Below are 25,311 nucleotides of genomic sequence, written 5' to 3' on the forward strand. Positions count from 1 at the left end.
ACCTGTGGTGACGACCGACGACGCGTCGACGGCGCGGGAGGGACTGGCTTTGTCCAGCGAAGGCACGCCGCACAGATACCTACGCTGGCGGATATCCGTAGGCGAGCGACAGGGACCACGGCGTCGGCAGTGGCCGGCCAGCCAGTGGGGATCGCCGATCACCCAGCTACCGAGGGACGGCGAGGACGTCTTCGTCCCCGACCAGGGCTCGCACATCGGCCGGGTGATGGTCGCCGCCCGTTCGGTCGGCTGGTTGCGGCACCTGCTCGACGACCCCGCGTCGCTGCTGCGGGTGCGCCGGGTCACGGTCGTCGTCGACTCCTGGCAGGTGCCGGCCAGCGGCTGGTCCGGGCGCGTCGGCCCGCTGCCGCACCTGCTGTCGCACCAGATCCGCGTACCGCGCTCCGGCAAGGGCAAAGCGGTGATCGAACTTAGGCTGCGCCACCCCGTGTCGCTGCGCGACGCGGTCGCCGCGGTGCTGCCGGTCCTCTCCCCGATCCGCCCGATCCCGGCCCCGGCCAGCGCCGACATCACGGCCCAGAACGTCTTCCCGGCCTGGGTCGGCGCCGGCCCCAACGTCACGGTGCTCACCGGCGACCTGCCCGGCAACGACGACATCCGGGCCCACGACGTGCTGCTCACCACGACCGGTGTGCCGGAGCCGCCGGTCGAACCCGACCTGCCGGCCGAGACCGAACAGAGCAGCACCGCACCGGCCGACCTCTACGCCACCGTCCTCGCCGCCGACAGCGCCGGGTCCGGTGCCGGCACCCGGCCCGACACCGTGCTGGTCGACCTCGAACGGACCGTCGTCACCGGCAAGTACGGCCCGTTCGGCCCCGACGTGTCGCGGGCGGAGTTGCGCTTCGGTGGGGGCAGCGACGGCCGGGGCTGGCGGATCGTCGGCCCGCGGGGACCGATCTGGAGCGGCCGGGTCGACCGGCCGTGGCTGTCGGAGGACGCGCTGGAGGCACTTGCCCAGCTCGGCGTCGTGGAGTGCCCCACCGTGCCGGCCCGGCACCCGATGGAGGAAGCCGCGCTGCTGGTGCACCTGGCGATGGCGGGAGTGCTGCTGCACGCGCCGAGCCTGCCGCCGGCCTGCCGGTCGGTGCTCGCCGACGAACTGGCCGACCTGATCACCGCGCCCCTGCCCGGCCGCGCCGAGAGCGAGCTGGAGTGGGAGGTACGCACCGTACGGCAGCGCCGGGCGGCACTGCGCCAGCACGCCACCCCGTTCGCCCTGCCGAAGATCGTCTCGGCGACCTTCCCGGCCCTGCCGGCCCTGCCGTCGGTGAGCGCACTGCTGGTCACCAAGCGGCTCGAGCACCTGCCGACCGTGATCGCCGCGCTCGAGGCGCAGACCTATCCCAACCTGGAGATCGTGCTCTGCACGCACGGCATCGAGCTGCCGGCCGAGTACAAGGCCCGGCTGGCCCGCTCCCACCGGCCGATCGAGACGCTGGCCGTACCCGCCGAGCACGGCTTCGGCGAGGCGATCGGCGCGGCCACCGCGCACGCCCGGGGCAGCCTGGTCACCAAGATCGACGACGACGACACGTACGGGCCCGAGCACGTCTGGGACCTCGTCCTGGCCCGGCACTACTCCGGGGCGACGATGGTCGGCAAGGGTGCCGAGTTCGTCCACCTGGAGACCCTCGACATGACCGTGCGCCGGGAGGCCGGCCAGGTCGAGGCGTTCGCGGCCGTGGTCGCCGGTGGCACGATGCTGATCAGCCGGGGTGACCTGGAGCAGGTCGGCGGCTGGCGGCCGGTGCCGAGGTCGATCGACCGCGGCCTGATCGACCGGGTGCGCCGGGCCGGGGGACTGGTCTACCGCACCCACCCGCTCGGCTACGTCTACCACCGCCGTTCCGGGGGCCACACCTGGGATCCGGGCCTAGAATATTTCCTACGCGGTAACGGTATGCAGTGGTCGGGGCTGCCCCGGCACAGCGAGTTCGGCACGCTCGCCCCGACCGGGGCGGCCCTGCTGGACGCGCTCGCCGGAAGCGGGTCGGTCGCCGAGCGGGCCGCCGCCGAGGAGGAGCGCCCGGCACCCGTGCCGCCCGGCCAGGTCCAGCGGTCCGCCGGGATGACCGGCGACTCGGAGGCACCGCTCGCGCAGATCTGAGGCCACCGGCCCTGCCCGGGAGAAGGAGAGCCTTGCGTGCGGGTGGCGGGCGGTGGATCCGGGGCGGTGACCGGCGGCTCCGTCCCTGAGACCGGCGCCGGGCCGGCCCCCGATCCCGTCCCGCCGGCCCGACCCGGCCGCGCCCCGTTGCCCTACCTCGTCCTGTCGACGCTCGCCGTGCTGTTCGCGGTCGCGCTGGTCGTACGCCAGCCGTGGGGCGCCGACTTCGGGCTGCACGCGGCCGTGGTCGGCCGGCTGCGGGACGACCTGTGGCACCCGGCCGATCCGATGGTCGAGGCTGCCTCGCCCAGCCCCTACTTCACGCCGTACCCGCTGCTGCTCGCCGTGATCGCCAAGGTGACCGGGCTCGGGCCGGCGACCGTGGTCAGCGCCGCCGCCCCGGTCAACCTGGCCCTGCTGCTCTACGGCCTGTGGCGCTTCGTCCGCGTGTTCACCGCCAACCGGTGGGCGCCGGTGCTGGCACTGCTGTTCGTGCCGCTGCTGTGGGGCCCGGCCGTCCCCCAGTGGGGCGGCTTTCCGGCCCTGCGCGGGCTGGTGCTCATCCTGCCGTACCCCAGCACGCTCGCGTTCGGTCTGATGCTGCTCTGCTGGGTCGCGGTGGCCGGCGCGCTGCGTACGCCGTCATGGTCGCGCTGGCTTGTCGCCGGTCTGCTCGGCGGCCTGGTGATCCTGATCCACCCGTTCACCGCGGTCAACACGGCGATCGGCGTGGTCGCCCTTGTCGCGGGGCGGGCGACCTGGCTCGTCCGGGCCCGCCCGCTCGGCGTGCTGGTCGGTGCCGCCGCCGCTCTGCTGCCGGTCTTCGGCTGGCCCTACTTCCGGGTCACCGCCATCGCCTCGTCGGCATCCGACCTGAACGCCATCCACGAGACGCTCTATCTCGACGTGGCCGGCCGCTACGGGCTGGCGTTCCTCGTCGGGGTGCCGGCCCTGGTGCTGCGGCTGCGCCGGGACCGGCTCGACCCGTTGGTGCTGCTCTGCGGGTTGTCCGGTGCGGTGGTGCTCGCCGGCTGGCTCACCGGCGCGTACGCGCTCGGCCGGGTGTGGCCGGTCTTGCTACTCGGCCTCCAGGTCGCCGCCGCGGTCGAACTCGCCACGGCGGTGGCCACGGCGTTCGGTCGGCGATCGGTCGCCGGCCAGCCGCCGGGCGGTGCGCAGGAGGTCGGAACCGGCCCGGCACCTCGGCGGCCCGGAAACGGCACCCGGCTGCTGGCCGGGCTGTGGGCGGCGGTCGCCACGGTCGCCTGCCTGGCCGGATTCGCCACCCAGTACGGCAACCTGCTGCTCGTGCTGCCCGCCGACCAGCTCAGCGCGCCCCGGCGGGCGGCGCACGGGGTCACCAGCCGGCCCGATCTCGGCTGGGTGGGCCGGGCGGTCGAACCCGGTGCCGTGGTGCTGACCGGGAACGTGCCCGCCGGCCGGGCCCTGCTGGCGTACGAGATCCGGTCGGTGGCACCGCCCTGGCCCGACCCGTTGCTCGACGACGAGGAGCGCCGCCGGGCGGAACAGGCCGAGCTGGTGAACCCCGGGACCCCCGAGCCGCGCCGCCGTGAGCTGCTGGTCGCGTACGGCGTGGACTGGATATTCGACCCGGACGGCAGCTACGGCTGGGCCGACGGATACGCCTCGGTCGTCGTCGAAGGACCCGGCGGATCGCGGCTCCTGAAGGTCGAGCAACCCAGGTAACTGGCCTGTCACACGACGAACATGGAACGTTTACCCGATAGTCGGACCTGATGACGCTCGTCACAGTCATTCGGAGGCCGGCATCGAGGCTTGGGGAGGTGGCGGTGACAACCGTCGCGCTCAAAGACGTCACAAAGGTGTTCCACGACGGCACGATCGCGGTCGACAACGTCAATCTGGACGTTAACGACGGCGAGTTCATGGTGCTGCTCGGCCCGTCGGGCTGCGGCAAGTCCACCGTGCTGCGGATGGTCGCCGGGCTGGAGGACCCGAGTTCGGGGGCCATCCTGCTCGACGGTGAGCTGGCCAACGACCTGCCACCTCGCGACCGCCGGATCGCCATGGTCTTCCAGGACTTCGCCCTTTATCCGCACATGACGGTCGGCGACAACATCGCCTTCCCGCTGCGGCTGTCCGGGGTGGAGCCCGCTCCGCGCGGTGAGCGGGTGGCCGACGTCGCCAGCGCCCTCGGCATCGGCGACGTGCTCGGCCGCAAACCGAACCAGCTCTCCGGTGGCCAGCGCCAGCGGGTCGCGATGGGGCGCGCGATCGTACGCCGCCCCGGACTGTTCCTGATGGACGAACCGCTGTCCAACCTGGACAGCGGTCTGCGGGCGGAGCTGCGGGCCGAGATCTCCGGACTGGTGCGCGAGCTGAAGGTCAGCACCATCTACGTCACCCACGACCAGGCCGAGGCGCTGACCATGGCCGACCGGGTGGCGATCATGCGTAAGGGGGTGCTCCAGGACGTCGGCACCCCCACCCAGGTCTACGGGCGGCCGGCGACCCTCTACGTCGCCGCCTTCCTCGGCAGCCCCCGGATGAACCTGCTCGAGGCGTCGGTCTACGTGCACCTGGACCGCTACGTCACGCTCAACCTCGGTGACCAGGCGCTCTACCTGCCGTGGGACGACATCCGGGCGCGGGCCGTGGCGCACTACCACGGTGAGCGGATCGTGGTCGGGATGCGGGCCGAGGCGCTGACCCCGGTCGCACCCGACACCCAGGGTGACGTGCTCCAGGGCCGGATCCGCTACCTGGAGCACCACGGCCACGAGTCGCTGGCCTACCTCGACATCGGGGCGACCGCCGTGGTCGTCGACGACATCAGCGGCGCGGTCCCCGGCCAGGCCGCCGAGCCGGGGCCGATCAAGCGGCTCGGTAATGCCGTCCAGCGGCTGACCGGGCGCGGCGCGGACGCCGGCCGCTCGATCCCACGGCAGCGGCAGGCCGGCGGCCGGACCAGTGTGCTCAGCGACCCCGGCCGGCACCACCGGCGGCCGGCGGAACTGGCCGTACGGCTGGCGCCGTACCCGGGGGTGTCGGCGGGCCATCCGCTGGCGATCTCGGTACGCCTGGACGCCCTGCACTTCTTCGACGAGCGCGGCGACCGGATCGACGTGGGCTGGCGCTGACGCCTCACCTGTAGCCGATGAGCGGACCGGTCGGACCGGTCCGCTTTCCGGAGTGGACGGCCGCGCCGCTCGGGTGGTGCCGCTGGTCGTAGAACCCGAGGTCCTTGTCGCCGCGGACCCTGCCGGTCGCGGTCACCAGGAGCGCGGACGCGTCCACGTCGGGTACGCCGGCGCCGGCGGTCCAACTCGGCACGAGCCGTACCCGGGTCGACGTGAGCGCTGTGTTGGCTCCTTCGACCAGCGGTGACACGGGTGGCTCCCCGTGCTCGGGTCGTTCGACCGTATTGCGCACCGTGCCGCGAAGAGTATTCATCTAGATCATCTTTGGCCGTTGGGCAGCTCGGTCGGTTCATCCGGTCCGCCCGCAACCGGCCGTGCGGCGCGGCCCGGCGGCGTCTTCCCGCCGGATGACCTCGGCCGGTGCCGTCGTGCGCCCCGCGTATGCCCGGGGCCCGATCCCTTGCGCTGGCCGACGGGATAGGTTAGTAAAGTTTATTAAAAGATGGCTGTCTACGTCTGCTGTAACGAGGAGAGTGATTAGGTGTCCAGAAAACGCACGATCGCGTCGCTGGCCGCACTCGCGGTCGCGGTCGCCCTGGCCGTCGTCGTACCGATGTCGTCCGCGTCCGCCGCGACCTGCGCGACCGCCTGGAACTCCTCGGCGGTCTACACCGGGGGCATGACCGCCTCCCACAACGGCCGTAACTGGCAGGCCAAGTGGTGGACGCAGGGCGAGGCGCCCAGCACCGGTGGCTCCGGCGTCTGGGCCGACCAGGGCACCTGCGGAGGCGGCACCCAGCCGCCGCCGGGCACCAACTGCAACCACCCCGCCTGGGTCGCCGGCCAGTGGTACCCGGCCGGCTCGATCGTCCGCTACACCAACGGCCAGTACTACCGGGCCAAGCACGAGAACCCGGGGTACGACCCGATCATCAGCACCTGGTACTGGGAGCCCTACTCCTGCGGCGGGCAGCCGCCCACCACTCCGCCGGGCGGCAACACCGGCTTCGTGGTCAGCCAGGCGCAGTTCAACCAGATGTTCCCGAGCCGGAACGGCTTCTACACCTACAGCGGGCTGACCGCCGCGCTGAGCGCGTACCCGGGCTTCGCCAAGACCGGTGACGAGACCACCCGGCGGCGCGAGGCGGCGGCCTTCCTGGCCAACGTCAACCACGAGACCGGCGGGCTGGTCCACATCGTCGAGCAGAACCAGGCCAACTACCCGCACTACTGCGACACCAGCCAGCCGTACGGCTGCCCGGCCGGCCAGGCCGCCTACTACGGTCGCGGCCCCGTGCAGTTGAGCTGGAACTTCAACTACAAGGCGGCCGGCGACGCGCTCGGCCTGCCGCTGCTCACCAACCCGTGGCTGGTGCAGAACGACGCGGCCGTGGCCTGGAAGACGGCGCTGTGGTACTGGAACACCCAGTCGGGTCCGGGCACGATGACCCCGCACCACGCGATGGTCAACGGGATCGGTTTCGGTGAGACGATCCGCAGCATCAACGGCGCGCTGGAGTGCAACGGCCGCAACCCGGCCACGGTGCAGAGTCGGGTGAACGCCTACCAGCGGTTCGTCCAGATCCTCGGCACGACCCCCGGCAACAACCTCTACTGCTGAGACCGCGCGGGCCGGCGGCGGACAGGTCCGCCGCCGGCCCGCGACCCGGCGGGTGCCGGGCTCCGGTCAGCGTCCGCCGCGTCCCGGCCCCGGCCCGAAGCCGCCGCCCTTGCCCCCGAGCACGCCGGCCTCGGCGCCCGCGATGATCGCGTCGGCCTGCTCCCGGGTCAGCTCGCCTTCCTCGACCGCCGCGTCGAGCCGCTCCTTGAGCTTCGCCTGCCGCTCCTGCTCAGCCCCGGTGCGCAGGTCACCCTGCACCTTCTCCAGCGCGGCGGTGACCTTCTCCACGTCGACGCCGAGTTCGGCGGCCAGCCCCTCGGCGAGCTGCCGGTTGTGCTCGGCCCGCCGTTCCTCGTGCTGCTCCGTCCGGGACGGCGCGCTGGAGGACGACGTTGACGGCGCGGGTGTCGGATCCTCGGCGAGGGCCACGGTCGGTACGGCCACCGCCAGAGCGAGCACTCCGGCCGCACCGAGGCCGACGAGTGCCGCCTTCCTGGGGACGATCTGCATGATCACTTTCCTCCGATTGGTAACGGTTGGACGGATTACCGGGATTCACCATGAGTCGTGCTGCTGGGCGCCGGCCATGTGGAACCTGTCAGCAAGCTGGCAAGTCACCGCCCGGCAGCCGCCGGCGGCCGGCTCGGCCGACCAGCAGACATCACCGAAAGTCGTTGTCCTGTAACGCATCCGCCCTGGTAGTGGCTCGGTGGTTCCGGAGCGACGGAACCGAACCATCCGGTAGGCTGGCCCGCGGTCTCCGCCCGGCGGCGCCCATCGGCGCCGGTGGTGACCGCCGCCCAATCGCCGCGAGGCGAGCCGGGGAACCAGGTGTCCCGGGGTGAATCCGCGCCAGCGGTAGGGATCCTTCCGTCCCGAACCCGTCAGCTAACCCGGTCGGCGGCAGATGGGAGGAACGGTAGATGACGTCATTCCAGCGTCGGCGGCAGTCGCTGCCCGTCACGCTCGTGACCGCCGTAGCCGTGCTCATCGGCTTGGCGGTCGCCCCCGGCACGGCACACGCCGAGCCAACTTCCGCACCGACGACGCCCGGCGACGAGGGTGAGAACCCGTTGCTGCGCGACGTGATGGAAGCCACCAGCCGTGGCTACGTCGAGGCGAAGACGGCGGTCGACAACTCACGCAAGCGCCAACTGCAGCTCACCCTCGAACTGCAGAAGGTCGAAAAGCAGATCGAGGTGCTCCAGCCCGAGATCGGCCAGGTGGCGGCCAACGCCTACCGGATGGGCCGCATCGGGCCGATGATGATGCTGCTCAACAGCGCGTCGCCCGAGGACTTCCTCGACCGCGCCGAGAGCCTCGACGCCCTCGCCCAGCACGACAACCGGAAGATGCGCGAACTCAACGCCGCGCTCGACCAGGCCAACCGGGCCAAGGCCGCGATCGACCAGGCCGTCACCGAGGAGCAGCAGCAACTCGAGGTCATGGCGAAGAAGAAGGCCGAGACCGAGAAGGCGCTCCGGCTGGCCGGCGGCGCCTCGACCGGCGGGTTCGTCAACGCGACCTCGCCGATCGCCGCGCAGGCCCCGCGCAACCGCGACGGATCGTGGCCGGCACAGTCGTGCAACCAGAACGACCCGACGACCTCGGGATGCATCACCGCGCGTACCCTGCACGCGCTCAAGGAGACCCAGAAGGCCGGGTTCAACTGGTTCGTCTCCTGCTACCGCCCCGGTGGGCCGTACGAGCACCCCAAGGGACGCGCCTGCGACTTCTCGTCCCAGAAGAAGGGCTTCGGCGGCGTCGCGCAGGGTGAGAACAGGTTGTACGGCAACAACCTGGCCGCGTTCCTGGTCCGCAACGCCGACCGGCTCGGCATCCTCTACGTCATCTGGTTCAAACAGGTCTGGCTACCGGCGATCGGCTGGAAGTCGTACAGCGGCGCCTACGGCGACCCGAACACCGACCACACGAACCACGTGCACCTGTCCCTGCTGTAGGGACACTCACGCCGGAGCCGGGTCGCCTGCGCGACCCGGCTCCGGCGTATCCGTCACAGCTCGCCCAGCGCCGACCGGCGGGCCGGGGCACGCCCCGGCGGCTGGCGGGGTGCCGGCCCCGCCGGCGGAGCCGGCGGGATCGGCAGGGTCACCGGATCGTCACAGGTCACCGTGACCTCCTCACCGTGGTGCCGCAACTCCAGCCGGGTGTCGTCGTCGCCGTCCCGCAGCGCGTACGTCACCTCGTGCGGCCGCACGTCGACCCGCAGCCGCCGGCCGTGCCACATCAACGAGAACTCCAGCCGGCCGATCCGGCTCGGCAGCCGGGGCGCGAACGACAACCGGCCGTCGTGGTCACGCATCCCGCCGAGCCCGGCCACCAGCGCGATCCACGCCCCCGCCAGCGACGCCACATGCACCCCGTCGCGGGTGTTCTGGTGGATGTCGTGCAGATCCATCAGGGCGGCCTCGCCCAGATAGTCGTGGGCGAGTTCGAGATGGCCCGTCTCGGCGGCCAGCACCGACTGGGTGCACGCCGACAGCGACGAGTCGCGAACCGTACGACGCTCGTAGTAGACGAAGTTGCGCGCCTTCTCCTCGGCGGTGAACGCGTCGCCGCGCAGGTGCATCGCCATCACCAGGTCGGCCTGCTTGACCACCTGCTTGCGGTAGAGGTCGAAGTACGGATGGTTGAGCAGCAGCGGGTACTTGTCCGGCGGGGTCGCGGCGAAGTCCCACTCCTGGTAGCGGGTGAAGCCCTCCACCTGCGGGTGCACGCCCAGTTCCTCGTCGTACGGCACGTACATCGACCCGGCCGCGTCCCGCCACGCGGCGGTCTCCTCGTCGTCGACGCCGAGCCGCCACGCCTCCTCGCTGTGCCGCTGCACCGCCTCCGCGGCGGCCAGCAGGTTCCGCTGCGCCATCAGGTTCGTGTAGACGTTGTCGTCCTTCACCGCCGTGTACTCGTCCGGCCCGGTGACCCCGTCGATGTGGAACCGGCCGTGCCGGTCGTGGTGGCCCAGCGAGCGCCACAACCGCGCCGTCTCCACCAGCAGTTCCAGGCCGATCTCGCGCTCGAACTCGGCGTCCCCGGTCGCCTGCACGTAGCGGCGGACGGCGTCGGCGATGTCGGCGCCGATGTGGAAGCCGGCGGTACCCGCCGGCCAGTACGCCGAACACTCGTGGCCCCGGATCGTCCGCCACGGGAACGCCGCCCCGTGCAGGTCGAGGGTCCGGGCCCGGTCCCGGGCCAGGTCCAGGGTGGCGTGCCGCCAGCGCAGGGCGTGCGCCACCGCGGTCGGCTGGGTGTACGTCAGCACCGGCAGCACGAACGTCTCGGTGTCCCAGAAGACGTGGCCGTCGTAGCCCGGGCCGGTCAGGCCCTTCGCGGCGATCGGCCGTGACTCGGCCCGCGCGCCGGCCTGCAACACGTGGAACAGCCCGAACCGCACCGCCTGCTGCACCTCGGGATCACCCTCGACCCGCACGTCGGACGCGTCCCAGAAGTCGTCGAGGTATTCGCGCTGCTCGCGGACCAGGCCCTCCCAACCGGAGTAGCGGGCCCCGGCCAGCGCACCGCCGACCTGGTCCCGCAGCGCGGGCCGGGACCGCCGGCTGGACCAGCCGTACGTCAGGTACTTGACCATCCGCAGCCGCTGGCCCGGACGGAGCGCCACAGCGACCGTCGTACGGGCCCAGTCCTCGTACGCCTCGGTGGTCACCTTGGTGCGGTCCGGCCCGTCGACCTCGTGCCCCATCGCGGCGGCCAGCCGCAGCCCGCTCCGCTTGGTCCGGTGGATCAGCAGGCCACCGTCCTCGTAGACCAGCCGCTCCTCGGCCTGCAACGGCGACTCCAGCACGGCGGCGACCCGCGGGTCCTTCGCCTGCGCCGGCAGTTCCTCGTTGGCGACCAACTCGGACTGCACGATCAGCCGCACCGGTTCGTCGACCGGCTCGATCTCGTAGCAGATCGCCGCGACCGCCCGTTGCGTGAACGACACCAGCCGGGTGCTGCGGATGCGGACCTCGTCGCCGGCCGGCGAACGCCAGTGCACGTTGCGTTCCAGGGTGCCGGCGCGCAGGTCGAGCACCCGCTCGTGGCCGAGCAGTTCGCCGTAGCGGACGTCGAACGGTTCGTCGTCGACCAGCAGCCGGATCAGCTTGCCGTTCGTGATGTTGACGATCGTCTGGCCCGACTCGGGAAAACCGAACCCGGCCTCGGCGTACGGCAGCGGGCGCAGCTCGTAGAAGGAGTTGAGGTAGCTGCCGGGCAGTCCGTGCGGCTCACCCTCGTCGAGGTTGCCGCGCAGCCCGACATGCCCGTTGGCCAGCGCGAACACCGACTCCGACTGGGCCAGGACGTCCAGGTCGAGGCCGGTCTCCCGCACGTGCCACGGCTCGACCGGATAAGCCCGCTCACGGATCATGACACCGCCTCGCTTCGCTCGCCGTCGTCATGACTGGTACCGAGCTTGTTGGTTCGCTCGCTCACGGCCTCTCGCGTGGTGAGCAGTTCGGACAGATCGGTGACGACGACGTCGGCGCCGTGGACGCGCAGCGCCTCGGCCTGGCCGGCCCGGTCGACGCCGACCACCAGGCCGAACCCGCCGGCCCGGCCGGCCTCGACCCCGGCGAGCGCGTCTTCGAAGACCGCGGCCCGGGCCGGCTCGACCCCCAGCATCCGGGCCGCGGCCAGGAAGGTGTCCGGCGCCGGTTTGCCGGGCAGTCCCTGTTCGCGCGCGACGATGCCGTCGACGCGTACCTCGAACAGGTCCTCGATGCCGGCGGCGGCGAGCACCTGGCGGCAGTTCGCGCTGGCGGAGACGACCGCCCGGCGGATTCCGGCCCGGGCGACCGCGTGCAGGTAGTCGACCGATCCGTCGAAGACCTCCACGTCACCGGCGGCGATCCGGCGCAGCACGATGGCGTTCTTGCTGTTGCCGATCCCGTTGACCGTGTCGGCGGTCGGCGGGTCGTCCGGCGTCCCCTCCGGCAGCGTGATGCCGCGCGAGGCGAGGAAGTTGCGTACGCCGTCGAGGCGGGGCCGGCCGTCGACGTACAGGTGGTAGTCGGGGCCGGGGTCGAACGGCCGGAACGGCTCGCCGGTGGCGGCTGATCGGCGGCGCAGGTAGGCGTCGAAGGTCTCCGCCCAGGCCGCGTTGTGCACGCGTGCGGTCTGGGTCAGGACACCGTCGAGGTCGAACAGGCAGGCGGTGACGTCAGCGGGTAGACCGAGCACCAGGTCAATCTAACCGCGTCGAGGGCTGCTGAAACCCTGCCGCGCGGAGCGCCGCGGTCACTGTCCGTGTGAGTGTCCCGCCCCGCCGCGCGGCGGGGTGCCCGCCGACTGGCCCGGTTCGACCACCACGAACTGGCCCATCATTCCCTGGTCCTCGTGGTAGAGCAGATGACAGTGGTACATGTACGGCACGTTCGGGTCGGCGTGGTCGCCGAACCGCATGATGATCCGTACGGTGTCGTCGTCGGGCAGGAGGATGGTGTCCTTCCAGCCGGCGAGGTGCGGCGGTGGCGGCTCGCCGCCGATCGTCAGCACCTGGAACTGCACGTCGTGCACGTGCAGGTTGTGCGGGGTGCCGTCGAGCTTGGTGACCTCCCAGATCTCGACGCTGCCCCGGACGACGGCGGCGTCGATCCGGCCCATGTCCATGCTCTTGCCGTTGATCCCCCGGCCGGCGAAGTCGAGCGACCGGGTCGTGACGGCCGACGCCGGATCGATGCGCTCGACCGGGACGAGCTGGTCCGGCAGGTCGGGTGCTGCCGCGAGGGTGCCGGCGGCCCGCAGTTCGAGGACGTCGAAGGTGTCCTCGCCGCCGGCGAACCGGTCGGAGAAGACGTTGCCGAGTGCCGGCGGGAAGCTGCGTACGGCGACCCGCTCGCCGGCCCGCATCTCGACGACGATCTCGGCCCGTTCACCCGGCGACAGGGTGATCCGCCGGGTGGTGTGCGGGGCGGGCAGCAGGCCGCCGTCGGTGCCGATGAGCGCGAACGGCCGGTCGTCGGCGAGGCCGAAGTCGTACGTCCGGGCGGTGGAGCCGTTGAGCAGCCGGAGCCGTACCCGTTCGGTGGTGACGTCCAGGTAGGGCGCGACGGTGCCGTTGACCAGCAGGGTGTCGCCGAGCGTCCCGATGTCGGAGAACATGTTGCGGGTGACCCGCAGTTGTCCGTCCCGGTCGAAGTTCTTGTCCTGGACGATCACCGGGAAGTCGTCGACGCCGTAGTCGCGGGGGAGCGGTAGTGCCGATTCCCGCTCGTCGTCGATGATGAACATGCCGGCGAGGCCGCGGTAGACGTGCTCCTCGGTCTTGCCGTGCGGGTGCGGGTGGTACCAGAGGGTGGCCGCCGGCTGGTCGACCGTCCAGGTGGGTGACCAGGTGGCGCCGGGGCGTACCTCCTGGTGTGGGCCGCCGTCCATGACCGCGGGCAGGCGCATGCCGTGCCAGTGCACGCTGGTCGGCTCGGGCAGTCCGTTGACGACGTCGACGACGACCCGTTCGCCGCGCGTGGCGCGCAGGGTCGGTCCGAGGTAGTCGCCCTCGAAGCCCCAGGTCCGGGTGGCCGTGCCCCGGCCGAAGTCGCGCTGGCCGGCCTGCGCCCGCAGGTCGAACACCCGTCGTCCCTCGTCGTCGATGCGGGACGGGGCCAGCGGTGGTACGGCGAGCGGGTTGCGGAAGTCGACCTTTCCGGCGGTGTCGATCCCCGGCCGCAGCAGCAGCCACCCGGTGACGCCGGCGCTGCCGCAGCAGCAGAGCACGACGACCGCGACGAGTATGCCGACGAGCAGGCGGAGCGGTCGGCGGGGACGGGGACCGGTGGTGGTCACCGAGAACCTCCTCGATAGGTCTGACAGCTACATGTAGCCTGTCTTCCTATCGAGGAGGTGTCCAGGTCCGCCGGCCGGATTCAGGGGCGGATCAGGGAAGACCCGGGGATCACTGCGGGCGCAGCGTCCAGACCACGGTCAACAGGGCCGTGACCCGCGCGCTCTCGCCCTCGGTGGAGATCTCCACCAGGACCGGGAACTCCGGTCGGGTGCCGGCGGCGAGTTCGGCCTCGACCTCGGCGACCGGCCGGCCGAGGCGGGCCGTCGCCCGTACCGGGCCCATGGCGAGCTTCTTGTACGCGATCTCGGCGCGTACGGCCAGTGGCACGGCGCGGTCGAGCAGGTGGCCGAAGCCGGCAAGCACGACCGCGCCGGAGGCGGTCTCGCCGAGGGTGAACATGGCGCCGGCGTGCGGCCCGCCGACGTGGTTGTGGGTCGCTCCGGAGTCCGGCAGGCGCACGATCGCGTGCAGCCCCTCGGAGTCTTCCGCGACGTCGATGAATTCGATTCCGAGGGTGCGGGCGAACGGGACGGCCTGCAGCATTCCGGCGGCCACCTGCCGCGAGTCGATGGACATGGCGGTATGTTACTTGCTGGTAACTTGCTTGGGCAATCGGCCCTCCGGCGGCCGGCGGGACGCGCCGGACGCCCTATCCACGCCCGCGTCAGGACAGCGCTAGGGTCAGGTGGGCTTCGCGCCGCCGTACCGGCCGGCATCTCACGTGGGGGGAGAAACCTGTGGCTGACCAGTTCGTCCATCTGCATGTGCATTCCGAGTACTCGATGCTGGACGGAGCGGCCCGCCTCAAGGAGATGTTCGGCGAAGCGGCCCGGCTCGGGATGCCCGCGGTGGCCGTCACCGACCACGGCAACATGCACGGGGCGTACGACTTCTTCCAGCAGGCCAAGGCGACCGGCATCACCCCGGTCATCGGGATCGAGGCATACCTCGCACCGGCCTCCCGGTTCGACAAGAAGCGGATCAACTGGGGTAACCCGGACCAGAAGCGCGACGACGTCTCCGGTAACGGCGCCTTCACCCACATGACGATGTGGGCCCGTAACGCCGAGGGGCTGCACAACCTCTTCCGGCTCAACTCGCGGGGGTCGATCGAGGGGCACTACGTCAAGGGCCGGATGGACGCCGACCTGATCTCCGAGCACGCCGCCGGGATCATGGCCACCACCGGCTGCCCGTCCGGCGAGGTGCAGACCCGGCTGCGGCTGGGGCACGTCAAGGAGGCCGAGGCGGCGGCCGCCAAATACCAGGACATCTTCGGCAAGGAAAACTTCTTCCTCGAACTCATGGACCACGGTCTGGAGATCGAGAAGCGGGTCCGCGACGGACTGCTGGAGATCGGCCGCCGGCTCGGCATCCCCCCGGTGGTCACCAACGACTCGCACTACACCTTCGCCTCCCAGGTCGAGGCGCACGACGCGCTGCTCTGCGTGCAGACCGGCAGTAACCTGTCCGACCCCAACCGGTTCCGGTTCGACGGCGGCGGCTACTACATCAAGTCCGCGGAGGAGATGTACGCCGTCGACCTGTCCGAGGCGTGGCAGGAGGGCTGCCGCAACACCCTGCTCATCGCCTCCCGGGTCGAGACCGACGGGATGTTCAAGTTCCGGAACCTGATGCCGAAGTTCCCGGTCCCCGAGGGCGAGACCGAGTCGACCTGGTTCCGCAAGGAGGTCTGGGCCGGCATGGACCGCCGGTGGCCGGACGGCTACGACGAGGCCCGCCGCAAGCAGGCCGAGTACGAGCTCGACGTCATCTGCGAGATGGGCTTCCCGGCCTACTTCCTCGTGGTCTCCGACTTCATCATGTGGGCGAAGAACAACGGCATCTCGGTCGGACCGGGGCGTGGTTCGGCGGCGGGCAGCATCGTCGCGTACGCGCTCGGCATCACCGACCTGGACCCGCTTCAGCACGGCCTGATCTTCGAGCGGTTCCTCAACCCCGAACGCGTCCAGATGCCCGATATCGACATCGACTTCGATGAGCGTGGGCGCGGTGACGTGATCCGCTACGTCACGGAGAAGTGGGGTTCGGACCGGGTCGCGCAGATCGCCACCTTCGGCACCATCAAGGCGAAGGCCGCGATCAAGGACGGCTGCCGGGTGCTCGGGTTCCCGTACGCCCTCGGCGACAAGATCACCAAGGCGATGCCGCCGGCGGTGCTGGGCAAGGACATCCCGCTGTCCGGCATCTTCGACCCGAAGCACCCCCGGTACGCCGAGGCCGCCGCGGTCCGTGACCTGACCGCCAACGAGGCCGACGTCGCCAAGGTGATGGAGGTCGCCAAGGGCCTCGAAGGACTGGTCCGCCAGCTCGGCGTGCACGCCGCCGGCGTCATCATGTCGGCCGAGCCGCTGATCGACCACGTGCCGCTGGTCCAGCGCGACGCCGACGGCACCATCATCACGCAGTTCGACTATCCGACCTGTGAGTCGCTCGGTCTGCTGAAGATGGACTTCCTCGGCCTGCGCAACCTGACGATCATCGACGACGCGCTGAAGAACATCGAGGCGACCGCCGGACTCAAGATCGACCTGCTCAAGCTGCCGCTCGACGACAAGCCCACCTTCGACCTGCTCGGCCGGGGCGACACGCTCGGCGTCTTCCAGTTCGACGGCGGGCCGATGCGGTCCCTGCTGCGGCTGATGAAGCCGGACAACTTCGAGGACATCTCCGCCGTCGGCGCCCTCTACCGCCCCGGCCCGATGGGCGTCAACTCGCACATCAACTACGCGCTGCGCAAGAACGGCCAGCAGGAGATCACCCCGATCCACCCGGAGCTGGCCGAACCGCTCAAGGACATCCTGGCCGACACCTACGGTCTGATCGTCTACCAGGAGCAGGTGCAGCGCGCCGCGCAGAAGCTGGCCGGCTACACGCTCGGCCAGGCCGACCTGCTCCGCCGCGCGATGGGCAAGAAGAAGAAGGAGATCCTCGACAAGGAGTTCGTGCCGTTCCAGCAGGGCATGCTCGACCACGGCTTCTCCAAGGAGGCGTGTCAGGCGGTCTGGGACGTACTGGTGCCGTTCGCCGGCTACGCCTTCAACAAGGCGCACTCCGCCGCGTACGGCCTGATCAGCTACTGGACCGCATACCTGAAGGCGAACTATCCGGCCGAGTACATGGCGGGCCTGCTGACCTCGGTCGGCGACAAGAAGGACACCATGGCGCTCTACCTGGCCGAGTGCCGCAGCATGGGGATCAAGGTGCTGCCGCCGGACGTCAACGAGTCGGCCCTGGCCTTCACCCCGGTCGGCCGCGACATCCGCTTCGGCCTCGGCGCCGTACGCAACGTCGGCGCGAACGTGGTGTCGTCGATCGTGAAGTCCCGGCAGGAGAAGGGGGCGTACACGTCGTTCTCCGACTTCCTGTCAAAGGTCGAGCTGGTCGTCTGCAACAAGCGCACGGTGGAATCGCTGATCAAGGCGGGCGGCTTCGACGAGATGGGCCACACCCGGCGCGACCTCGTCATCCACCACGAGACGGCGATCGACGCCGTCGTAGGCCTCAAGCGGCAGGAGGCCGCCGGCCAGTTCGACCTGTTCGGCGGGCTGACCGACACGCCGAGCGAGTCGTCCGTCGTCGGTCTCGACCTGGCCTTCAGCGGGCAGGAGTGGCACAAGAAGGAGAAGCTCGCCTTCGAACGCGACATGCTCGGCCTGTACGTCTCCGACCACCCGCTGGCCGGCACCGAGCGGATCCTCAAGGCCAACAGCGAGCAGATGATCAGCGAGATCCTCGGCGAGGACACCCCGGACCGCAAGCCGGTGGTGCTCGCCGGCATGATCTCCGGCGTCACCCGGAAGATCACCAAGCAGGGCGCCTCCTGGGCGATTGTGCACCTGGAGGACCTCAGCGGTAGCGTCGAGGTGCTGTTCTTCCCCAAGTCCTACGAAGTGCTCGGGCAGTACATGATCGAGGACACCGTTGTGAAGATCTCCGGGCACGTCAGCCGGCGCGACGGTGAGGTCAGCGTGTTCGGCCAGGACATGGCGATCCTCGACGTGTCCAGTGTGGTCGAGGGCGGCGAGCCGCCGATCGTGCTGGTCACCACCATGGACAAGGTGACCGCCGAGTTCGCGCAGGAGTTGAAGCGGGTGCTGCTCGCCCACCCCGGCGACGTACCGGTGCAGATGCGGCTGCGCAAGCCGGCCGGTTCCGGCGCCGACCTCCGCCTGGCCCTCGGCGCGGAGATCAAGGTGGCCAACGACGTCGCGTTCCGTTCCGAGATCAAGGTGTTGCTCGGGGCGGGCGGCATCGAGTGAGCCGGCCGGCGCGGTGGCCCGAAGACCTCGATCTGGCGGCGCTGCGCCGGACCGGCTTCCGGCCGGCACCGTTCCGGCAGTTCGTCGTCAAGGTGCACGCCCGCTGCAACCTGGCCTGCGACTACTGCTACGTCTACACGATGGCCGACCAGAGCTGGCGGTCGCGGCCGAAGGTCATGTCGGCGGCGGTGCACGCCCGGGTCTGCGAGCGGATCGCCGAGCACGCCCGGACCCACGCCCTCGCCGAGGTGGCCGTGGTGCTGCACGGCGGGGAGCCGTTGCTCGCCGGCGCCGGGGCGGTGGAGCGCACCGCCGAACTCCTGCGGACGCTGTTGCCGGCGGGCACCGCGATGTCGCTGAGCGTGCAGACCAACGGCATCCTGCTCGACCGGCCGATGCTGTCGGCGTTGCGTCGGCACGGCTACCGGGTCGGGGTGAGCCTGGACGGTGACGCGGTCGGCAACGACCGGCACCGCCGGTTCGCCGACGGGCGCGGCAGTTACGCGCAGGTCCGGGCCGGTCTCGACCTGCTCACCGGCGCTGACTTCCGGGAGATGTTCGCCGGTCTGCTGTGTACGGTCGACCTGGCCAACGATCCGGTCGGCACGTACGAGGCGCTGCTGTCGTTCGCGCCACCGACGATCGACCTGCTGCTGCCGCACGGCAACTGGTCGGATCCGCCGCCGGGCCGGCCGCCGACCGACGCCACCCCGTACGCCGACTGGCTGATCGCGGTCTTCGACCGGTGGTACGGCGCGCCGCGGCGGGAGACCGGGATCCGGCTCTTCGAGGAGATCATCCACCTGCTGCTGGGGGGTCCGGGCCGGTCGGAGTCGGTCGGCCTGAGCCCGTACGTGACCGCGGTCGTCGACACCGACGGGGCGGTGGAGCAGGTGGACACGCTCAAGTCGGCTTACCCGGGGGCGCCCGCGACCGGCCGCAACGTCGACACCGACGCGTTCGACGCGGCACTCTGGCATCCCGCGGTGGTGGCCCGCCAGTTGGGGGCGGCTGCCCTGTCCGACGAGTGTGGCCGGTGCGACGTCGTACGCACCTGTGGCGGCGGCTGTTTCCCGCACCGCTACCGCGCCGGCTCCGGGTTCCGTAACCCGTCCGTCTACTGTGTCGATCTCTATCGGTTGATCGACCACGTACGGCGACGGCTGTCGGCGGATCTTCGGCAACGGGTGCCGGCGGTTCCCTCCATCGAGTGATGATCGACAATTGTCGGTCCAATTTATCCCAATCGGCTATCCCGGAAGATCGGGACCCATTCCGCCTGGAAGCGCGCGGATATACTCGCTGCACAGCATGCGTGTTACCGGCTGTCTGAATGCCTTTCGGCGGGTCGGAGGACGTGGTGGGACAGTATTTCTTTCTCAGTTACGCCCGTGGCGACGACGACCCGTGGAAGAAGAAGTTCTTCGACCTTCTCAGCGCCGAGGTACGCGCCCACGCCGGACTGGGCCGCCACGAACGCGTCGGCTTCTTCGACACCAGCACCATCGAGCCGGGCACCGAATGGCCCGACGAGCTGGCGACCGCACTGTCCCAGGCGCACACCTTCATCGCGCTGATGGCGCCGCGATACTTCAAGAGCGTCAACTGCGGCCAGGAATGGTCGGTCTTCGACGGCCGGCTCGACCAGCACCGGACCGCGCAGGGCAGCCGCCCGCCGTCGCTGATCCCGGTCATGTGGATGGCCGGCACCGAGGTGCACCCGGTCGCCGCCAGGCTGCAATACCCGCAGATCGGCCTCGACCAGAACGACCGTCCGATCGGATTGCGGGACCTGATGCGGCAGGGCCGCTACCGGGACCGGAAATACCAGTTCATCGCCGAACTGGCCCGCACGATCGTGTCGTTGCACGACGACCATCCGCTGCCGCCCCCGGTCGAGAAGCCGGTCCTGCGCCTGGTGCCCAACGCGTTCGCCGTCCCGGCGGCGCCGACCCCACGTGAGTCGGTCGAGGCCCGGCAGGCGGTCAAGCACGTGCACTTCGTGGTCTCCGCCGGCAACCGGGAGGAGATGTCGCCGGTCCGGTCCGAACTCGGCGCCTACGGCAACCACGACCACTCCTGGGCGCCGTACCATCCCGATCCGCGGACATCGGTCTCCGACCTGGCCAGCGGCCTGGCGATGCAGCGTGACTTCGGGGCCGAGGTGGCCTCCACCGACGGCATCACCGACCGGCTGGAATCGGCGGTGCGCAACAACCAGATCGTGGTGCTGCTCCTCGACGCCTGGTCCAGCCAGTTGCAGGACCAGCGCCTGGCCCTGCAGCGCTACGACGAGAACAGCGGCCCGACCACGGCCGTGCTCGCGCCCTGGAACCCGGCCATCGCCGAGAACCAGTCGCACTGGGCGCAGCTCGACCTGGAGTGCAGACGTCTGCTGCCCCGAAACGTCACCCGGCCCGACCAGGAGATGTTCCGGTTCGGCATTCCCAGCCCGGAAAGCTTCGGCCAGTGCCTGGAAGAGGTGCTCGAAGAAGCCTGGAGCCGGGTCATCACCAGGGGGCACATCTACCGGATTCCGCAGGGGAAGATCCGGTTCGACCGTCCCTTCCTCGAAAACCCGTAACCGGGTACGGACGCCCGACGTCACGACCGGATCAGGAGCGGACCATGACGGTCAGACAGACGCCCACGAGTACGGCCACCCCGGCCACCGAGGCCGCACCGGCGATCGAGCCCGCGCCGGCCACCGGGGCGGAACCCGCCGCCGGTCCCGAGCCCGGCGGCGAGATCATCACGTTCTACTCGTACAAGGGTGGCACCGGTCGCACGATGGCGGTGGCGAACGTCGCGTGGATCCTCGCCAGCAACGGCAAGCGGGTCCTGGTCATCGACTGGGACCTGGAGTCACCGGGCCTGCACCGCTACCTGCACCCGTTCCTGGTCGACAAGCAACTGCGCTCCTCGCCCGGCATCATCGACATGATCCGGTCGTTCTCCGAGGCGACCCTGGATCCCAACGGCCCCAGCCAGCCGGGCTGGCACCGGGACCACGCCCGGATCCTCGACTACGCGTCGACCATCGAGTGGGACCACTTCCCCGACGACGGCATGCTCGACTTCGTCCCCGCCGGCCGCCAGGACCGGCACTACTCGCGGGCGGTGACCACCTTCGACTGGAACGGCTTCTTCGAGCGGCTGCACGGCGGGGTCTTCCTCCAGGCACTGCGCGACGACCTGAAGGCCAACTACGACTACGTGCTCATCGACAGCCGCACCGGCCTCAGCGACGCCGCCGGCATCTGCACGGTGCTGCTGCCCGACACCGTCGTCAACTGCTTCACGATGAACACCCAGAGCATCGAGGGCGCGGCGGCGGTGGCGTACTCGATCCAGACCCAGCGGGGCGACCGGCCGGTGCGGATGCTGCCGGCGCCGATGCGGGTCGAGGACGGCGAGCAGGGCAAGGTCGAGGCCGGCCGGGACTTCGCCCGGCTGCGGTTCCGGCCGATGCTCGCCCATCTCGACGCCGCCCAGGCCGACCGCTACTGGGGCAACGTCGAGATCCCCTACCGGGCCTACTACGCGTACGAGGAGATCCTTTCCACCTTCGGTGACCGGCCCTACCAGGACAACTCGCTGCTCGGGGCGTACGAGCGGCTGACCACGGTGCTGACGAACGGAGAGGTGCAGCACAACGGCTCGATCGAGGAGCGGGAGCGGCTGCGGCGGCTGGCCGACTTCGAGCGGCAGCGGCTGCGCCCGTCGGAGATCTCCGAGGTGTTCCTCACCTACTCGGCGGTGGACCGGCTGTGGGCCGAGTGGATCGCCGCCGAACTCGCCGACGCGGGCATGCAGGCGGTGCTGCACGAGATCGACGCCCGGCCGGGCGGCGGCCGGATGGCCGAGGCCGAGCGGCTGGTGCGTACGACCAGCGCCGCGCTGGTGCTGCTCTCCCGCGACTTCCTGGCCGCGCCGGGCGCCACCGACCTGTGGAAGCGGCTGGTCGGGGCCGGCAGCGGGCCGGTGCCCCGTTCGGTCGTGGTGGCCCGGCTCGACGCCACCCGGCCGCCGGCGCCCTACCTGGACCGCACCCAGGTCGACCTGTCCGACCGCACCGAGCAGCAGGCCAGCGAACTTCTGCTGGACGCGCTGGGCCTGGAGGCCGCGCCCCCGGACGGTGACCCGCGCGCCGAGTCGGCCGGCGGCCGGCGGCCCCGGTTCCCGACCGGGCAGCCCCGGGTACGCAACATCCAGCCCCGCTACAGCACGTTCACCGGTCGGGTCGGCATCCTCGACGACCTGCGGGACCGGCTCGCGACCAGGGCCAGCCGCACCCTGCCGCAGGCGTTGCACGGCATGGCCGGCGTCGGCAAGACCCAGGTCGCCCGCGAGTACGCCAACCGGTTCGCCGCCGACTACGACGTGGTCTGGTGGATCTCGGCGGAGCAGGAGAGCGTCGTGCGGGACCGGCTCGTCGAGCTGGGCCGGGAACTCGGGCTGCCGGCCGGCAACGACGCCGACGAGGCCGTACGCACCGTGCTGACCGCGCTCCAGCAGGGCCGGCCGTACGCCCGCTGGCTGATCATCTACGACAACGTCGACGACCCGGCCAGCGTCGACGGGCTGATCCCGCACGGGCCGGGGCACGTGCTGCTGACGTCCCGTGACCCGGCGTGGGCGACCCGGGCGGAGGGGGTGTCGGTCGGCGTCTTCCACCGCGAGGAGAGCATCGCGCTGCTGCGCCGGCACGTCGAGTCGATCACGGACGACGAGGCGGAACTGGTCGCGGAGAAGATGGGCGATCTCCCGCTGGCCCTGGAACAGGCCGCGGCCTGGCTGGCCGAGACGCTGATCCCGGTGCCGGAACTGCTCCGCCAGATCGAGCGCCAGCTCGTCCGCGTGCTGTCCGCGCCGGTGCCCGGCGGCTATTCCAAGACCGTCGCCGCGATGTGGCAGCTCGCCCTGGAGAAGGTGCGCGAGCGCCAGCCGGCCGCCGCCCGGCTGATGGAGCTGTGCGCGTTCTTCTCGGCCGAACCGATCCCGACGTCGCTGATCTACAGCGACCGGTGTCTGCAGGTGCTCACCGAGTACGACCCGTCGCTGACCGACCCGCTGATGATGGGACCGGTGATCCGCGAGATCAACCGGTACGCGCTGGCCCAGGTCGGTCCGGGGCAGAGCAGCATCCAGGTGCACCGGCTGATCCAGTTGATGATCCGCGAGGAGTTGTCGCCGGAGAAGCGCGACGAGAACCGGCGCCACGTGCACGAGATCCTGGCCGGCGCGCAGCCCAGCCCGAAGGACCCCGACAACCCCGACAACTGGTCCCGCTACGCCGAACTCTGGCCGCACCTGCTGCCGTCGAAGGCCGTCGAGTCCAGGTCCACCGAGGTCCGGCAGCTCATCATCGACGTCGTCCGCTACCTGCACAAGCGCAACGACTACGCGGGCAGCCGGCTGCTCGCGGAGCGGGCCCGGGCCAGGTGGGAGGAGGTCTTCGGCGCCGACGACCGGTTGACCCTGCTGGTGCGGTTCCACCGGGCCAACGTGCTGCGGGCCCAGGGGCACGACCGCGATGCGCACGACGAGAACCACGACGTGTACGACCGGTTCAAGGCCACCGTCGGCGAGACCAACCCGTACACGCTGATGGCCGCCCGCAGCCTCGCCGCCGACCACCGGATGACCGGCGACTACGTCGGCGCCCGGGAACTCGACGAACGCACCCTGCGGCAGTTGCGCTCGACGCTGTCCGACGAGCACCCGCACAGCCTGATGGTCGCCAACAACCTGGCCGTTTCGCTGCGCCTGGTCGGCGACTACCAGGCGGCCGCCGCACTCGACCTGGACACCCTGGAGAAGCGGCGGCGGGTGCTCGGCGAACGTCACCCGTACACCCTGTTCTCCGCCGGGAACTACGGCCGTGACCTGCGGGAGATCGGTGACTTCCCGGCCGCCCGGCGGACCCTGGAACGGACCCTGCGGACCTACGAGGAGGTGCTCGGCGAGAGCCACACCGAGACCCTGCGTACGGCGAAGAGCCTGGCCGTGACACTGCGCAAGCTCGGCGACTACGCGGCCGCCCGCCGGCTCACCGACAGCTCGTTGCAGCATTACCTGCACGGCCCCGGCCGTAACCACCCGGACACCGTCACCTGCCTGCTCAACCTGGCCAGCGACGACTGGGCGGTCCGTGACCTGCGGTCGGCGCTGGACCGGGCCGAGGAGGCCCGGGCGGAATACCAGCGGATCATTCCCGCCAACCGCACGTTCAGCCTGATCTGCACCAACAACATCGCGGTGTTCACCCGTGCGCTCGGTGACCACGAGCGGGCCCGGGCGCTGTCCGCGGAGGTGGCCGACGAGTTCGGTGCCCGGCTCAACGACAACCACCCGTACACGCTGACGGCCCGGCTCAATCTCGCCAACAGCCTGTTCTCCCTCGGTGACGTGGCGCGGGCCCGGGAGATTGACGAGGACGTGCATCGCCGGCTGGCCGACGTGTTCGGGCCGGGGCATCCGGAGACGCTCACCGCGGAGGCCAACCTGGCCCTGTCGCTGGGTGCGGTCGGGGAGGTCGAGCAGGGGCGCCGGGTCGGTGAGTCGGTGCTGGCCAAGTTCGGCGCGCTGCTCGGCCACGAGCATCCGACGACGAAGGTGGTGCGGGCCGGAGAACGGCTCAGCTCCGATCTGGAGCCGCCGCTGCTCTGAATCCGGTCATGTGGATCTCCCGGAAGGGTTGGCGCTCGTGTGTGGAGAGTGCTAAAAAAGTTGGTGTCGGACCTGCCCGGGGCGGTGAAGACCACCGCTCCACCGTGGGTGCGATCTCGATTATCGAGCGCCACTGACCTGCCGGAGACTCCGGCGGGCAGGACCTAGGAGGTGGTTGGTGTGGTGCTGACTTTCGACTCTTTGCGCGAGTTCGACCGGCTTGCCGGCCAGGTGTTCGGCAGCGTCGCCGCGGGCGGCGCGGCGACCATGGCGATGCCGATGGATCTCTACCGGTCGGGTGACCACTTCGTACTGCACTGTGACCTGGCCGGTGTCGACCCCGGCTCGGTCGAGGTCGACGTCGATGGCCGGATGCTGACGATCCGGGCCGAGCGCAGTGCCCGTACCGACGCCGACGTGCACTGGGTGCGCCGGGAGCGGGTCACCGGCACGTTCGAGCGCCGGCTCACGCTGGGCGACGGCCTCGACCTCGACCGTATCGACGCGACCTGGCAGGACGGGGTCCTGACGCTGACCCTTCCGGTCGCCGAGCAGGCCCAGCCCCGCCGGATCCAGATCAACCAAGCCGGTGCGCGGACCGTGGAGGGAACGCCCACGGACACGCCGGCACTCGGTTCCTCCTGACCCCGGTCGCCCGGCCGGCCAAGGCCGGGTGACCC

Annotated in this window: 16 protein-coding genes and 1 riboswitch; of the genes, 10 read left to right on the forward strand and 6 right to left on the reverse strand. The window is 70.7% G+C overall.

The window, feature by feature from the left end; translation table 11 throughout:
- Positions 1-7 precede the first annotated feature (7 nt).
- The 3 genes from AB0I42_RS16975 (at position 8) to AB0I42_RS16985 (ending at position 5,253) form a co-directional block, all read left to right on the forward strand.
- On the forward strand, positions 8-2,131 hold the full coding sequence (locus AB0I42_RS16975) for a glycosyltransferase (RefSeq protein WP_357538304.1): 2,124 nt from the start codon (positions 8-10) through the stop codon (positions 2,129-2,131).
- Positions 2,132-2,167: 36 nt separating this feature from the next.
- Positions 2,168-3,838 (forward strand): hypothetical protein, encoded by a 1,671-nt coding sequence (locus tag AB0I42_RS16980; RefSeq protein ID WP_357538305.1) that lies wholly within the window; start codon positions 2,168-2,170, stop codon positions 3,836-3,838.
- A 104-nt stretch (positions 3,839-3,942) separates the two neighbouring features.
- Positions 3,943-5,253, forward strand: coding sequence for an ABC transporter ATP-binding protein (locus AB0I42_RS16985; RefSeq protein WP_357538308.1), 1,311 nt, complete (start codon positions 3,943-3,945; stop codon positions 5,251-5,253).
- Positions 5,254-5,257: 4 nt separating this feature from the next.
- Here AB0I42_RS16985 and AB0I42_RS16990 read toward each other — a convergent pair whose 3' ends face one another.
- Entirely contained in the window at positions 5,258-5,503 is a 246-nt protein-coding gene (locus AB0I42_RS16990) for a TerD family protein (protein WP_357538310.1), read from the reverse strand.
- A 291-nt stretch (positions 5,504-5,794) separates the two neighbouring features.
- Here AB0I42_RS16990 and AB0I42_RS16995 point away from each other — a divergent pair, with 291 nt between their 5' ends.
- Positions 5,795-6,874: a glycoside hydrolase family 19 protein gene (locus tag AB0I42_RS16995; RefSeq protein WP_357538312.1), complete on the forward strand. Its 1,080-nt coding sequence runs from the start codon at positions 5,795-5,797 to the stop codon at positions 6,872-6,874.
- 66 nt (positions 6,875-6,940) lie between these two features.
- Here the strand turns inward: AB0I42_RS16995 and AB0I42_RS17000 are convergent, their stop codons facing one another.
- Complete coding sequence (locus AB0I42_RS17000) at positions 6,941-7,384, reverse strand: hypothetical protein (protein ID WP_357538314.1); 444 nt, start codon at positions 7,382-7,384, stop codon at positions 6,941-6,943.
- Positions 7,385-7,661: 277 nt separating this feature from the next.
- Positions 7,662-7,793: riboswitch (cyclic di-AMP (ydaO/yuaA leader) on the forward strand.
- Between the two features lie 4 nt (positions 7,794-7,797).
- Between AB0I42_RS17000 and AB0I42_RS17005 the strand changes: the two genes are divergently transcribed.
- On the forward strand, positions 7,798-8,835 hold the full coding sequence (locus tag AB0I42_RS17005) for a hypothetical protein (RefSeq protein ID WP_357538316.1): 1,038 nt from the start codon (positions 7,798-7,800) through the stop codon (positions 8,833-8,835).
- 53 nt (positions 8,836-8,888) lie between these two features.
- On the opposite strand, the gene AB0I42_RS17010 is transcribed toward AB0I42_RS17005, so the two are convergent.
- From AB0I42_RS17010 to AB0I42_RS17025, 4 genes are all read right to left on the reverse strand, one after another.
- The gene (locus AB0I42_RS17010; protein ID WP_357538317.1) at positions 8,889-11,261 is read right to left on the reverse strand and encodes a glycoside hydrolase family 65 protein; all 2,373 of its coding nucleotides are present in this window, start codon (positions 11,259-11,261) and stop codon (positions 8,889-8,891) included.
- Entirely contained in the window at positions 11,258-12,073 is an 816-nt protein-coding gene (locus tag AB0I42_RS17015; protein WP_357538319.1) for a beta-phosphoglucomutase family hydrolase, read from the reverse strand. The genes AB0I42_RS17010 and AB0I42_RS17015 overlap by 4 nt, the downstream gene beginning before the upstream one ends.
- 57 nt (positions 12,074-12,130) lie before the next feature.
- Positions 12,131-13,675, reverse strand: a complete 1,545-nt coding sequence (locus tag AB0I42_RS17020; protein WP_357538321.1) for a multicopper oxidase domain-containing protein — start codon at positions 13,673-13,675, stop codon at positions 12,131-12,133.
- 109 nt (positions 13,676-13,784) lie between these two features.
- Positions 13,785-14,252, reverse strand: a complete 468-nt coding sequence (locus AB0I42_RS17025) for a DUF4442 domain-containing protein (RefSeq protein ID WP_357538322.1) — start codon at positions 14,250-14,252, stop codon at positions 13,785-13,787.
- Between the two features lie 161 nt (positions 14,253-14,413).
- Here AB0I42_RS17025 and dnaE point away from each other — a divergent pair, with 161 nt between their 5' ends.
- The 5 genes from dnaE (at position 14,414) to AB0I42_RS17050 (ending at position 25,276) form a co-directional block, all read left to right on the forward strand.
- The gene (gene dnaE, locus AB0I42_RS17030) at positions 14,414-17,959 is read left to right on the forward strand and encodes a DNA polymerase III subunit alpha (protein ID WP_357538324.1); all 3,546 of its coding nucleotides are present in this window, start codon (positions 14,414-14,416) and stop codon (positions 17,957-17,959) included.
- Positions 17,956-19,173, forward strand: a complete 1,218-nt coding sequence (locus tag AB0I42_RS17035) for an FxsB family cyclophane-forming radical SAM/SPASM peptide maturase (protein ID WP_357538326.1) — start codon at positions 17,956-17,958, stop codon at positions 19,171-19,173. The genes dnaE and AB0I42_RS17035 overlap by 4 nt, the downstream gene beginning before the upstream one ends.
- 146 nt (positions 19,174-19,319) lie before the next feature.
- Positions 19,320-20,543 carry a TIR-like protein FxsC gene (locus AB0I42_RS17040; RefSeq protein WP_357538328.1) on the forward strand — a complete coding sequence of 408 codons (1,224 nt, stop codon included), beginning with the start codon at positions 19,320-19,322 and terminating at the stop codon, positions 20,541-20,543.
- A 44-nt stretch (positions 20,544-20,587) separates the two neighbouring features.
- Positions 20,588-24,631 (forward strand): FxSxx-COOH system tetratricopeptide repeat protein, encoded by a 4,044-nt coding sequence (gene fxsT, locus AB0I42_RS17045; protein ID WP_357538329.1) that lies wholly within the window; start codon positions 20,588-20,590, stop codon positions 24,629-24,631.
- A gap of 180 nt (positions 24,632-24,811) precedes the next feature.
- A complete protein-coding gene (locus AB0I42_RS17050) occupies positions 24,812-25,276 on the forward strand; it encodes an HSP20 family small heat-shock protein (RefSeq protein WP_357538331.1) in 465 nt (154 codons plus the stop codon).
- Positions 25,277-25,311 lie beyond the last annotated feature (35 nt).

The organism is Polymorphospora sp. NPDC050346, assembly GCF_040655695.1.
Classification (GTDB): domain Bacteria; phylum Actinomycetota; class Actinomycetes; order Mycobacteriales; family Micromonosporaceae; genus Polymorphospora; species Polymorphospora lycopeni.

Bases quoted from the DNA above. Each gene is read 5' to 3' on its own strand.
- AB0I42_RS17000 (WP_357538314.1), bottom strand. From the start codon at position 7,384: ATGCAGATCGTCCCCAGGAAGGCGGCACTCGTCGGCCTCGGTGCGGCC.
- AB0I42_RS17005 (WP_357538316.1), top strand. From the start codon at position 7,798: ATGACGTCATTCCAGCGTCGGCGGCAGTCGCTGCCCGTCACGCTCGTG.
- AB0I42_RS17010 (WP_357538317.1), bottom strand. From the start codon at position 11,261: ATGATCCGTGAGCGGGCTTATCCGGTCGAGCCGTGGCACGTGCGGGAG.
- AB0I42_RS17025 (WP_357538322.1), bottom strand. From the start codon at position 14,252: ATGTCCATCGACTCGCGGCAGGTGGCCGCCGGAATGCTGCAGGCCGTC.
- fxsT (WP_357538329.1), top strand. From the start codon at position 20,588: ATGACGGTCAGACAGACGCCCACGAGTACGGCCACCCCGGCCACCGAG.